Origin of the sequence: Ferrimonas sp. (assembly GCF_048263965.1) — a bacterium.
Taxonomy (GTDB): domain Bacteria; phylum Pseudomonadota; class Gammaproteobacteria; order Enterobacterales; family Shewanellaceae; genus Ferrimonas.
Genome location: NZ_JBLXDO010000034.1, coordinates 1 through 12,166, shown reverse-complemented (window position 1 = coordinate 12,166; position 12,166 = coordinate 1). Strand labels below are relative to the sequence as shown.

The 12,166-nt window shown below is 61.6% G+C and carries 9 protein-coding genes and 2 tRNA genes; 3 read left to right on the top strand and 8 right to left on the bottom strand.

Annotated features, from left to right (window positions below; genetic code table 11):
- Positions 1–15: 15 nt before the first annotated feature.
- From argH to argC, 5 genes are read right to left on the bottom strand one after another with little or no spacing between them, the layout of a single operon-like run.
- Positions 16–1,902: an argininosuccinate lyase gene (gene argH, locus ACN0RV_RS18950; protein WP_417350102.1), complete on the bottom strand. Its 1,887-nt coding sequence runs from the start codon at positions 1,900–1,902 to the stop codon at positions 16–18.
- Between the two features lies 1 nt (position 1,903).
- A complete protein-coding gene (locus ACN0RV_RS18945; protein WP_286341219.1) occupies positions 1,904–3,112 on the bottom strand; it encodes an argininosuccinate synthase in 1,209 nt (402 codons plus the stop codon).
- A gap of 10 nt (positions 3,113–3,122) precedes the next feature.
- A complete protein-coding gene (locus tag ACN0RV_RS18940; protein ID WP_417350101.1) occupies positions 3,123–4,025 on the bottom strand; it encodes an ornithine carbamoyltransferase in 903 nt (300 codons plus the stop codon).
- A 1-nt stretch (position 4,026) separates the two neighbouring features.
- Positions 4,027–4,806 carry an acetylglutamate kinase gene (gene argB, locus ACN0RV_RS18935; protein ID WP_417350100.1) on the bottom strand — a complete coding sequence of 260 codons (780 nt, stop codon included), beginning with the start codon at positions 4,804–4,806 and terminating at the stop codon, positions 4,027–4,029.
- Positions 4,803–5,810, bottom strand: a complete 1,008-nt coding sequence (argC, locus tag ACN0RV_RS18930) for an N-acetyl-gamma-glutamyl-phosphate reductase (RefSeq protein ID WP_417350099.1) — start codon at positions 5,808–5,810, stop codon at positions 4,803–4,805. Before argC ends, argB begins: the two co-directional genes overlap by 4 nt.
- 205 nt (positions 5,811–6,015) lie before the next feature.
- Here argC and argE point away from each other — a divergent pair, with 205 nt between their 5' ends.
- The 3 genes from argE (at position 6,016) to ACN0RV_RS18915 (ending at position 10,524) form a co-directional block, all read left to right on the top strand.
- Positions 6,016–7,176: an acetylornithine deacetylase gene (argE, locus tag ACN0RV_RS18925; protein ID WP_417350098.1), complete on the top strand. Its 1,161-nt coding sequence runs from the start codon at positions 6,016–6,018 to the stop codon at positions 7,174–7,176.
- 99 nt (positions 7,177–7,275) lie between these two features.
- The gene (gene ppc, locus ACN0RV_RS18920) at positions 7,276–9,918 is read left to right on the top strand and encodes a phosphoenolpyruvate carboxylase (protein WP_417350097.1); all 2,643 of its coding nucleotides are present in this window, start codon (positions 7,276–7,278) and stop codon (positions 9,916–9,918) included.
- 45 nt (positions 9,919–9,963) lie between these two features.
- A complete protein-coding gene (locus ACN0RV_RS18915; RefSeq protein WP_417350096.1) occupies positions 9,964–10,524 on the top strand; it encodes a DUF1439 domain-containing protein in 561 nt (186 codons plus the stop codon).
- Here ACN0RV_RS18915 and ACN0RV_RS18910 read toward each other — a convergent pair.
- The 3 genes from ACN0RV_RS18910 to ACN0RV_RS18900 all read right to left on the bottom strand — a co-directional run bounded on the left by ACN0RV_RS18910 (position 10,521) and on the right by ACN0RV_RS18900 (position 12,166).
- The gene (locus ACN0RV_RS18910) at positions 10,521–11,822 is read right to left on the bottom strand and encodes a CinA family nicotinamide mononucleotide deamidase-related protein (protein WP_417350095.1); all 1,302 of its coding nucleotides are present in this window, start codon (positions 11,820–11,822) and stop codon (positions 10,521–10,523) included. The genes ACN0RV_RS18915 and ACN0RV_RS18910 overlap by 4 nt on opposite strands.
- A 132-nt stretch (positions 11,823–11,954) precedes the next feature.
- Positions 11,955–12,030: transfer RNA gene (locus ACN0RV_RS18905), tRNA-Thr, on the bottom strand.
- 60 nt (positions 12,031–12,090) lie between these two features.
- A tRNA-Thr gene (locus tag ACN0RV_RS18900) sits at positions 12,091–12,166 on the bottom strand.

The following is a 12,166-nucleotide window of genomic DNA, read 5'->3' as shown; positions in this document are numbered from 1 at the left end:
TTATCTGATGCGAAATCAGAAGGTGTACTCCATCGCCACCTCGTCGCAGGCGTGTTTGCGCGGACACAGCTCGCAGTCCTTCATCACCTTCTCCGGCAGGCTCTCCATCTCGGTCAGCTGGAAGCCGGACTTGGCGAAGAACTTGGGCACCCGGGTGAGGACAATCACCCGCCGCAGCTCCAGCTCCCGTGCCCGTTGCAGCATGTAATCCACCAGGGCCTTGCCCTGACCGTGACCCTGATGGTCATTGGAGACCCCCAGGGAGCGCATCTCCGCCAGCCCGGTTTCGTAGATGTAGAGGGAAGCACAACCCACCACCTGGCCGTCGGTTTCCGCCACGGCGAAGTCGAGGATGTCTCTGAGCACCTGATCCCGGCTGCGCGGCAGGGTCTCCCCCTTCTCGGCCCAGTGATCGTTGATGCCAGTGATGGCGTCCACATCGGAGAGCCGGGCGGGACGCACCATGAGGATCTCCGCCACGTGGGCATTGAGTCGCTGCTGACTGGCCCCCAGGGCCTCCTCGATGGCGGGCACCTCGATCTGAGACACCGTCTGCAGCGCCAGGGCCTGCTGCACCTGCTTGATGGAGGTGCCGCCCAGGGCTTCCCGCTTGGCCAGTGTCGCCTCAATGGTCAGATGCTGGTAGACATCGGACTCGATGGTGTCACTGTACTCCTGCAGCTCCTGCAGGGTGAAATCCTCCAGGGCCTTGCCCTGGGCGATGGCGCCCAGCACCACTTCGCCCACGATGTGGTGGGCTTCCCGGAAGGGGATCCCCTTGGCCACCAGGTAATCCGCCAGCTCGGTGGCATTGGCGTAGCCCTGCTGTGCCGCCGCCAGGGTGCGCTGGCTGTTGACCTTCACCCCCTCCAGTACCAGGGTCAGCATATCCAGGCACATCAACCAGGAGTCGATGGCGTCGAACAGCCCCTCCTTGTCCTCCTGCATATCCTTGTTGTAGGCCATGGGCAGGGCCTTCATGGTGGTCAGGATCCCCATCAGGGCGCCGTAGACCCGGCCGGCCTTACCCCGGATCAGCTCCAGGGCGTCAGGGTTCTTCTTCTGTGGCATCAGCGAGGATCCGGAGGTCACCGCGTCGGACAGTTCGATAAAGCCCGCCTCACCGCTGTTGTAGAAGATCAGATCCTCCGCCATCCGAGACAGGTGCATCATGGAGGTGGCGGCGGCGCTGCACAGCTCCACCACATGATCCCGGTCGGAAACCGCGTCCAGGCTGTTGGTCACCGGACCACGGAAGCCCAGCTCCGCCGCCAGGGCGAAACGATCCACCGGGTAGGCGGTGCCTGCCAGGGCACCACTGCCCAAGGGACAGGTGTCCAGCCGGGTCAAGGCGTCCTTAAGCCGGGTCAGATCCCGCTCCAGCATCTCCACATAGCAGAGGCACCAGTGGCCGAAGGTGATGGGCTGAGCCCGTTGCAGGTGGGTGTAGCCGGGCAGCACGGTCTGCGCTTCCCGTTCCGCCAGGGTCAACAGCTGCTGCTGGGCCTTGACCAGGGCTTCTATCAGCTCCTGGCCCTGGTCCTTGCACCACAGCTTGAGATCCGTCGCCACCTGGTCGTTACGGGAGCGGCCGGTATGCAGTTTCTTGCCCAGATCGCCCACTTTGGCGATCAGCTGTTGCTCCACAAAGCTGTGGATGTCCTCGGCACCGGACGCCAGGATCTGCTCATCGGTCACCTCCTGGGCCAGTTGGTGCAGGGCACGGATCAACTGACCGTGCTCCAGCTCATCGAGCACTCCCACCTGCACCAGGGCACCGGCCCAAGCGATGGAGCCGGTGATGTCCTGCTGCACCAGGCGGTAATCCACCGGCAGGGAGTCGTTAAACTGCTTGAAGCGGCTGTCTGCTGCGCCGCTGAACCGTCCACCCCATAGCGCCATATCAGTTTTGCTCCTTATGCAGGGCCGAGATCCGGCTGGAAAGGGAGAACAACCGGATAAAGCCTTCGGCATGCTTCTGGTTGTATACCTCATCCTCCTCGAAGGTGGAGAAGGCTTCTGAGTACAAGCTGTTGGGGCTGGACCGCTTCACCACCACCGCCTGGCCCTTGTACAGCTTGACGGTGATCTCACCGGTCAGGGGCTCGGCCAAGCTGGTGGCCGCCGCCAGCAGCGCCTTGGAAACCGGGGTAAACCAGCGACCGTCATAGAGAACATGGGAGAACTCCAGGCCCACCTGCTCACGGAATTTAAAGGCAGACTTGTCCAGCACCAGGGTCTCCAGGCCACGCAGGGCGGCGTTGACTATGGTGCCCCCGGGAGTTTCATAGCAGCCACGGGACTTCATTCCCACCAGCCGGTTCTCGACGATGTCGATGCGACCCACGCCGTTCTTGGCACCCAACTCGTTCAGCAGCACCAGGGCGTTGTAGGGGGTCATCGCTTCGCCGTTGACCTGGGTCAGCACACCGGCCTCAAACGCCAGGGTCACGTACTCGGCCTGATCCGGCGCCTGCTCCGGGGAGACACTCCAGGTCCACACCTGCTCGGTGGGCTCGCAGGCGGGATCCTCCAGCTCGCCACCCTCGTGGGAGATGTGCCAGCAGTTGGCGTCCCGGCTGTAGATCTTCTCGGCGCTGGCGGTGGTGGGGATGTTCTTGCTGGCCAGGTAGTTCAGCAGATCGGTCCGGGACTTCATGGTCCAGTCGCGCCAGGGGGCGATCACCTTCAGTTGCGGCGCCAGGGCGGCGTAGGTGGACTCGAAGCGCACCTGATCGTTGCCCTTACCAGTGCAACCGTGGGACACCGCGTCAGCCCCCACTTGCAGCGCCAGCTCCACCTGGGCCTTGGCGATGATGGGCCGGGCCATGGCGGTCCCCAGCAGGTAGGTGCCTTCATAGAGGGCGCCGGTCTTGAGAATCGGGTTGATGTAGTCGGCCACAAACTCATCTTTGAGGTCCACCACGTGGCAGCTGGAGGCGCCGGAGGCCAGGGCCTTCTCCTCGACCCCTTCCAGCTCCTCGGCCCCCTGGCCCACATCGGCCACGAAGGCGACGACTTCGCAGTCATACTGCTCCTTCAGGTAGGGGATGATGGCGGAGGTGTCCAGGCCGCCGGAGTAGGCCAGCACGACTTTTTTAATGGTTGTCATAGGGGTGTCCTCAAATTAGGGTCAGAAGTATGGCGTTTTGGGCATGCATCCGGTTCTCCGCCTGGTCCATCACCAGGGATTGTTCCGAATCCATCACCTCTGAAGTCACTTCCACCTCGCGGTGGGCTGGCTGACAGTGAAGGAAGTAGCTTGCGCCACTGTCGGCCATCATCTTGGTGTTCACCTGATAGGGGGCGAACTTGGCTTTGATCTGCTCGATGGGGGTGCTGTCCCCCATGGAGATCCAGGTATCGGCGTAGATGGCATCCACCCCTTTCAGCGCCGCCAGATCGCTGCTCAGGGTCAGTGTGGTGCCGTGCTCCGCCGCCAGGGCCTGGGCCTCCACCACCTGCTGACCATCCGGGAAGTGGCCCGGAGGGCAGACCACCACCATATTCACCCCCAGTTTGGCGCTGATGATCATCAGCGAGTGGGTGACGTTGTTGCCATCGCCGACATAGGCCAGGGTTTTACCCTTGAGGGAGCCGTACTGCTCCTTCAGGGTCAGCATGTCCGCCATCGCCTGGCAGGGGTGGTAAAGATTGCACAGGGAGTTCACCACAGGCACAGTGGCGTGGGCCGCCAGCTCCTCGAGGGTGCCGTGATCAAACACCCGGGCGACAATGGCGTCGCACCAACGGGACAGGTTCTGGGCGAAATCCTTCACCGACTCCCGCTGACCCAGGGCACCGTTCTGCTGATCCAGGTAGACCGCATGACCTCCCAGCTTGTTGATCCCCACATCAAAACTGACCCGGGTACGCAGGGAGGGCTTCTCAAACAGAGTCGCCACACTCTTGCCCTTGAGGGCCTCATGGTGAGGGGTGTAGTCCGCCTTCAGGGCCAGGGCCTTGTCCAGCACCGCCTCAATCTGGGCGCTGCTCCAGTGTTTCAGAGTTAACAGATGCTGCATCCTATGCTCCTTTTGGATAGATCTGAGTGCCGACGCTGTGGCCATCCACCAGGCCGGCCAGCTGTTCCGGGTGGCGCCAGCTGGCCACCGTCACCTTGTTATTAATGGTCTGGGCCGCCGCCTGGGCCGCCTCCACCTTGACCTTCATGCCGCCCTCAATGACGCCACTGCGCACCAGCTCCTGAGCCAGTTCCGGCGTCAGCTCCGGGATCAGCTGCCCCTTGCCATCCAGTACGCCGGACACATCGGAGAGCAGGGTCAGAGGCGCTTTCAGCAGCTGACAGATGGCGGTGGCCGCCTGGTCGGCGTTGACGTTAAGCAGCTGACCATGATCATCCGCGGCGATGGAGCTGATGATGGGCAACATGCCGCAGGTCAGCAGTGCCGACAGCAGGGCATCGCTCTTGGGCACCACCTGGCCCACGAAGCCCAACTGAGGGTCCAGTACCTGAGCGGTCACCATGTCACCGTCTCCCAGGGTCAGACCCACCGGGGTCAGTCCCGATGCCTTGGCCGCCGCCACCAGCTTGGTGTTGGCGATGCCCGCCAGGGCGCCGGCGACGATGGGCATCTGCTCCTCCGGCGTGACCCGCAGTCCCTGATGCTTGGTAGAGACCATGCCATTGGCACTGAGCTGCTGCTCCACCAGCACGCCGCCGCCGTGCACCAGCACCGGCTGCCACCCCTGGGCGCTCAGCTTGGTCAGGGTGTCAAACAGCCGGGTCATCCCCTTATCACACTCCAGTAGGGCGCCCCCTACCTTGATCACCATCAACTTCATGAATACACCTCATGACCAAAATGAATGTTTATGCACTCCAGGGCCTGACTGGCGGCCCCCTTCATCAGGTTATCGATGGCACTGGCCACCACCAGAACGTTGCGCAGGGGATCCAGCTTCCACGCCAGTAGGCAACGATCACTGCCTGCCACATCATCGATTTTAGGCCAGCTGCCCGCGGGCAGCAGTTTCACCTTGTCACTGCCCTCATAGATCTCAAAGGCTTGGGCAACGTCCGCCTCGGTGGTACCCGGCTTCACCTGACAGGTGATGGTGGCCAGGATGCCACGCTTGAAATTTCCCAGGTGAGGGGTGAACACCACCTGTTGCCCCAGGTAGGTCTCAATCTCCGGCTGGTGCCTGTGACCCAGAACGCCGTATGGGGTCAGGCTCACTTCACACAGGTGGGTATTGAGCTGAGCCTTGCGCCCCGCGCCACTGACGCCACTGACGGCGTTGATCACCGGCATGGAGGACTCCTGCAACAACCCGAACTGCTTCAACGGCTTGAGTCCCAATAATGAAGCGGTGGGGTAGCAGCCGGGAACGGCGATCAGCTTGCTGCCCTTGAGGGTATGGGGGTACCAGTCCACCAGTCCGTACTCCGCCTCCAGCAGCAGCTGAGGATGAGGATGTTCAAACCCGTAGTAGCTGGGGTAGATGCTGGCGTCCTTGAACCTGTGGCCGCCAGAGAGATCGAATACCGACAGGCCCGCCTGCAGCAGCTGTGGCACCAGGGAGGCCGACACCAGGTGTTCGGTGGCCAGGGCGACGCCATCACACTGACTGCAGAGGCCCGCCAGGGCCTCGGCCCCCAGCCCCTGGACGACATCGTCCACCAGACCCAGCATCTCTGGATAGAGCTGACTCAGAGGTTTGCCCGCATCCAGGCTGTTTTCAGAAACATAGAGGCCGCCCAGGGTCAGGGCTGGCGACAGAGCAATCAGTTTGGCCAGGGTGGCACCGGCATACCCGGTGGCGCCGATTACGGCTATAGTGGTCATGAGGTTGTGTCCGTTAACTAGCAAATATAAGGGTAGCGAAGAGGCGCCAGCAGGGGTGGCGACGATGTGGATTTATCGTCGTCGTAGGAGGTGGGTATGTACTGTCCTGATTTGAATTTTCATAACCTTGGCTATCGTCTAACGGCTGCGACCTTGATAGACTACCACCTAAACATAGTTATGCAACCTTTTTGAATTATTAATTATGAAAAAGATTCCAGAACTGAAGCAGAGATTCCAGCAACTGATCGCCACGCCCTCCATCAGCGCTCTGGACAGCAAATGGGACCAGAGCAACCTGCCGGTCATTGAGTTGCTGCACGGCTGGTTCAGCCAACTGGGATTTCAATGCGAAGTGCTGCCCCTGCCGGACCAACCCGGCAAAGCCAACCTGCTGGCGCGCATCGGGCCAAACCTGCCCGGCGGACTGCTGTTGGCGGGCCACACCGACACCGTCCCCTTTGATGAGGGCCGCTGGAGTCGTGATCCCTTCACCCTGGAGGAGAAGGACAACCGTTGGTATGGCCTGGGCACCTGCGACATGAAGGGGTTCTTCGCCCTGGTGCTGGAAGCCGCTGTCTCTGTGGACCTGCGCAAGCTCACCCGCCCCCTCTATATACTGGCGACCGCCGACGAGGAGACCACCATGGCCGGGGCCAAGGCCTTTGCTGCAGGCGCTGGCATCGCCCCGGACTACGCCCTGATTGGCGAACCTACGGGCCTGAAGCCGGTGCATATGCACAAGGGGCACGCGGCCCTGGGGATTCGGGTCACCGGCCGCAGCGGCCACTCCTCGGATCCGGACAAGGGGCTCAACGCCATCGAGGTGATGAACCTGGTCATAGGTCAGCTTATCCAGCTGAAACAGACCCTGGCTGAGAATTTCCGTCAGGAGGAGTTCTCGGTCCCCTACCCCACCCTCAACCTGGGGCACATCCACGGCGGTGATGCGGTGAATCGCATCTGTGGCTGCTGCAGTCTCAACCTGGATCTGCGTCCCCTGCCAGGGATGAGCCTGGAACAACTTGAACACCTGTTGCATCAGGCGCTCAAGCCGGTCACCGATCGCTACCCTGACGCCGTCAGCCTCAGCCACCTCTACCCTGGCTCCGAAGCCTTTGCCTATCGGGGTGAGGACACCCTGCTCAAGCTGGCTGGCCAGTTGTGCGGCGAGGAAGCCCGTGCGGTGAACTACGCCACCGAGGCTCCCTACATCAACCAGCTGGGCTGTCAGACCCTGGTACTGGGGCCGGGAAGCATCGAACAGGCCCACCAGCCCGATGAATATCTATCCATGGAATATCTCACCTCAACACCCAGGTTACTTGGCCACTTCATTAATAAATTTTGCTTATCAGGGGAGTAAACGTCTGTTTAATCTAACTGGCCGGACTATCTGAGTCCGGTCATTCGTGATACTTTGATCGATTGCAGTGCGGTATTTATGCAGAGGGGAAACATCACCATGAGCGACATCAACGCACCACTCAAGGCCAACATCAGCATGTTGGGACAGTTGCTGGGGGAGACCATCGGCGACCATTTGGGTGAGGGTTTCGTCGACAAAGTGGAGACCATTCGTCAGCTCTCCAAGGCCTCCAGAAAACGCGAACCCGGTGCGCGTCATAAGATGCTGGAGCTATTGGATCAGTTGAGCGATCAAGAGCTTGTTCCCTTTGTTCGTGCCTTCAACCAGTTTCTGAACCTGGCCAACCTGGCGGAACAGTTCCACACCATCTCCCGCAATTGCGATCAGCTGGTGTGCGTACCCGACCCAGTGGACATGCTGCTGGGGCGACTGCTCAACGGCAAGGCCCAGCTGGAGCCTGAGAAGCTGCTGGAAGAGCTGGGGCGTCTGGAGATCGATCTGGTACTGACCGCTCACCCCACAGAGGTGACCCGTCGTACCCTGATCACCAAATACAGTGCCATCATCGAGTGTCTGGCCGAGCTGGAAAACCCCCAGCTCAGCGAGCGGGAGCTTCAGCAGCAGCGACTTCGCCTGCGCCAGCTGATCGCCCAGATCTGGCACACCAACGAGATTCGCACCCAGCGCCCCACCCCAGAGGATGAGGCGAGCTGGGGCTGGGCAGCCGTCGAGGACAGCCTGTGGCAAGCCGTGCCCGACTTCCTGCGTCAGGTAAACGACCGCCTGGAAGCCCATGCCGGCGTGCAACTGCCGCCGGACACAGTGCCGGTGAAATTCTCCAGCTGGATGGGCGGCGACCGAGACGGTAACCCCAATGTCACCGCCAAGGTCACCTCCAGGGTGCTGCTTAAAAATCGCAAGATCGCCCTGAACCTGTACCTGGCTGACGTTAAGACCCTCATCAGTGAGCTCTCCATGGAGGAGTGCACCGATGAGTTGCGCGAGCTGGTCGGGGACACCAACGAACCCTACCGGGTTGCCCTGAGGCAGCTGCGAGACAAGCTGATCATCAACCTGGAAGAGGTGCACGCCTGCCTCGACGGTTACCCTCCCTACCTGGAACCGGAGCAGAAGATCACCAGCAAGGAGGAACTGCTGGCACCTCTGCAGCTTATTTACGACAGCCTGGTGCAGTCCAGGATGCGCCTGATCGCCAACGGCCTGCTGCTGGATACCCTGCGTCGTCTGCACTGCTTCGGCGTCGGCCTGATCCGCCTGGATATCCGCCAGGACTCCGCCCGCCACACCAGCGCCCTGGCGGAGATCACCCGCTACCTGGGCCTGGGGGATTACGAGCACTGGCAGGAGGAGGAGAAACAAGCCTTCCTGCTCAGAGAGCTGGCCAACCGCCGTCCGCTGCTGCCCAGCAGTTGGTCGCCGACGGACGATACCAAGGAGGTTCTGGACACCTGCAAGCTTATCGCCCGGCAGCATCCGGAAGCCCTGGGCTCCTACGTCATCTCCATGGCCAGTGCCCCCTCCGATGTGCTGGCGGTCGCCCTGCTGCTCAAGGAGTGTGGCTGCCAGTTTGCCATGCCCATCGTGCCCCTGTTCGAAACCCTGGATGACCTGCAGAATGCCGCCAACTGCGTCGAGCAGCTGCTGGCCATCGACTGGTACCTGGGTTACATCCGTGGCAAGCAGCAGGTGATGATCGGTTACTCCGACTCCGCCAAAGACGCTGGCGTCATGGCCGCCTCCTGGGCTCAGTACCGGGCCCAGGAATCCTTGGTCGAAGTGTGCAAAGAGGCCAATGTTGCCCTGACCCTGTTCCATGGCCGTGGTGGCAGCATCGGTCGTGGTGGCGGCCCGGCTCACGAAGCGATCCTGTCCCAGCCTCCAGGCTCAGTGGACGGGCGTCTGCGAGTCACCGAACAGGGTGAAATGATCCGCTTCAAGTTCGGCCTGCCCAAGGTGGCGGTACAAAGCCTGGCCCTCTACACCTCTGCGGTGCTGGAAGCCACTTTGCTGCCTCCGCCACAGCCCAAGCAGTCCTGGCGTGATCTGATGGATCGCATCGCCGACACCTCGGTGACCGCCTACCGCAGTGTGGTTCGGGAAGAGCCGCAGTTTGTGCCCTATTTCCGTGCCGCCACGCCGGAGCAGGAGCTGTCGGATCTGCCCCTGGGCAGCCGTCCCGCCAAGCGCCGCGCCGACGGCGGTGTGGAATCCCTGCGTGCCATCCCCTGGATCTTTGCCTGGACTCAGAACCGTCTGATGCTGCCCGCCTGGCTCGGCGCCGGTGCCGGCCTCAAAGAGGCGATCGACGCCGGTGAGCAGCCGACATTGACCGCCATGTTCCAGTCCTGGCCCTTCTTCCGCACCCGCCTGTCCATGCTGGAGATGGTGTATGCCAAGGCGGAGCCCCACCTGGCCGCCTACTACGACCGGGTTCTGGTTCCCCAGGAGCTCCATGGTCTGGGGAACAAGCTGCGCGGTCAGCTGGAGCAGGACATCCGCACCGTGCTGCAACTGACCCAGGAGCAGACGCTGATGGAGCATACCCCCTGGAACCGGGAATCCGTTGAGCTGCGCCATCCCTATATCGATCCCCTTAACTTCCTGCAGGCGGAGCTGCTGCGCCGCTGCCGGGGCAAGGAGGACGAACTGGATGACATCAAGCAGGCCCTGATGGTCACCATCGCCGGCATCGCCGCCGGGATGCGCAACACGGGTTAAAAACATAAGCGGGCTCAGGCCCGCTTTTCTTTTTGTGGAGTCGGAATGAAACTGCTGCAGACACTCAGCATGGTGGCCCTGACGATGGTCGTTACCGGGTGCGCCACCAGCTATACCCTGAATGAAAAGGAGGTGGAGGGTTACCTCCAGGATAAGCTCACCATAGAGGAGCGCCACTCCCCCATCCCGGTGCTGGATACCGAGGTCAACCTCAACCGCATCGATGTGGAGATAGGACGACACAATCAGGGACAGGTTCGGGTGACCACCCTGTCGGAGTTTGTCATCCGTACCCCCCTGCTGCCTCTGAGGGCCTCACTGACCGCCACCCTGGCGGCCACGCCCTGGTACCGGCCAGAAGATCGGGGGATCTACCTGAGGGATCTGACTCTGGTGGAGGTAAAAGCCGATCCGGATGACTTGACCCTGCCCCTGGAGCGCCTGGGAAAAGAGAGCCTGGCAGCGGTGAAGCTGTTCCTGGCCAGCCAGCCAATCTACACCCTGGATGAGGGTGACTGGGCCCAGGATATCCTGGGCCGATTTGGCCGGGAGATCACCATAGAACCCGGCATCATCCGCTTCCATCTGGAAGGGGGCGCCAACTAAAGGCGGCGGGCGTCGACCCGTTTCAGGAAGGGATAGTCGGCGATGGGGTCCAGCCCCAGCAGGAGGCGCCTGAGCATATCCAGGGCCACCGCGGCAGAGAGCTTGCGCACCAGGGTACGGGAGCGGTTGGCACCACTGCCAAACGCCAGTGTCTGGCTCCAGTGGCCCCGATCGCTGCAGACGCAGAAACAGACGGTCCCCACAGGCTTCTCCTCTGTGCCTCCGTCCGGGCCGGCGATGCCGCTGATGCTGACCCCAACGTCGCTGCCTAACGCCCGTCGGGCTCCCTGGGCCATCTCCGCCACCGTCTCCAGGGACACCGCGCCGAACTGTTCAAGGGTCTCGGCCTTAACGCCACACTGAGACTGCTTGGCGCTGTTGCTGTAGGTCACCAGGGATCCCAGCAGATAGGCCGAGCTTCCCGCCAGAGTCACCAGCTGATCCGCCACCATGCCGCCGGTGCAGGATTCGGCCAGCGCCAGGGTCTCTCCCCGCTCCACCAGCAGGCTGTGGACAATCTCACCCATGCTCTTCTGGTTCTCCCCCACCAGAGAGTCACCGAGTGCTGACTTTACCTCAGCCAAGTAGGCCTGCCACTGGGCTTCGTCCACCCTGGCCCGATGGAACAGTTTGACCTCGATATGGGGCATGGAAGCCCGGTAGCCTATGGTCACCCCTTCGGGGCAAGACATGGGGATGTCATCGATCTCATTGGCCATGGCCGATTCAGCCTGCCCCAGGGTCAGCAGCTTATGCACCTTCACCGTGCCGCCATTGAGTGGATCCTGATCTATGAGGAAGGGCAGCAACTGCTCCTTCACCATGCGGAACAGCTCATGGGGGACGCCAGGGGTAAAGAACAGCCAGGCCCCACCCAGCTTTACTCGGAAGCCGCAGGCGGTGCCTACCGGGTTATCCACCACCACCGCAGATGCAGGCAGCATCGCCTGTTTCAAATTACTCGAGGTCATGGTGCGACCGCGCGCCGCAAACATCTGCTCCATCACGGTACGCCACTGATCGAACATCACCAGGGGCTCTCCCAGAGCCTGGGCGGCGGCTTCGGCGCTCATATCGTCACTGGTGGGCCCCAGGCCACCGTTTACGATCACCAGGTCCGCCCGGGCAGCGCTCTCTGTAAAGGCGCCCACCAGGTCATCCAGCCTGTCGCCCACCGTGGTCTTGCGACTGAGCTCATAGCCACTCTCCATCAGAGTATTGGCCACCCAGGCGGCATTGGTATCGACTATTTGGCCAGACAGCACCTCTTCTCCGGTGCAGATCATCTCAATCTTCATAGGCTCCTCCTTGTGAGACTCACACTAGAGCAGCGATGACACTAAGGCAATAGAAAGGAAAAGGTCGGTTGAGAATCAAGTTGATAGGGCCGTAAACCAAAAAAGCCCCGACCTTTCGGTCGGGGCTTAATCTGGTGCTAATACCCAGAGTCGAACTGGGGACCTCACCCTTACCAAGGGTGCGCTCTACCAACTGAGCTATATCAGCAAACTCACTGTCCGCAATGCGGATATGGAAAACCCCGGTAAGGCCGGGGTTCCATATAACTGGTGCTAATACCCAGAGTCGAACTGGGGACCTCACCCTTACCAAGGGTGCGCTCTACCAACTGAGCTATATCAGC

Coding starts and splice junctions, on each gene's coding strand:
- argE (WP_417350098.1), top strand. CDS start 6,016: ATGAAAAAGATTCCAGAACTGAAGCAGAGATTCCAGCAACTGATCGCC.
- ppc (WP_417350097.1), top strand. CDS start 7,276: ATGAGCGACATCAACGCACCACTCAAGGCCAACATCAGCATGTTGGGA.
- ACN0RV_RS18940 (WP_417350101.1), bottom strand. CDS start 4,025: ATGCAGCATCTGTTAACTCTGAAACACTGGAGCAGCGCCCAGATTGAG.
- argC (WP_417350099.1), bottom strand. CDS start 5,810: ATGACCACTATAGCCGTAATCGGCGCCACCGGGTATGCCGGTGCCACC.
- ACN0RV_RS18910 (WP_417350095.1), bottom strand. CDS start 11,822: ATGAAGATTGAGATGATCTGCACCGGAGAAGAGGTGCTGTCTGGCCAA.
- ACN0RV_RS18945 (WP_286341219.1), bottom strand. CDS start 3,112: ATGACAACCATTAAAAAAGTCGTGCTGGCCTACTCCGGCGGCCTGGAC.
- argH (WP_417350102.1), bottom strand. CDS start 1,902: ATGGCGCTATGGGGTGGACGGTTCAGCGGCGCAGCAGACAGCCGCTTC.
- argB (WP_417350100.1), bottom strand. CDS start 4,806: ATGAAGTTGATGGTGATCAAGGTAGGGGGCGCCCTACTGGAGTGTGAT.
- ACN0RV_RS18915 (WP_417350096.1), top strand. CDS start 9,964: ATGAAACTGCTGCAGACACTCAGCATGGTGGCCCTGACGATGGTCGTT.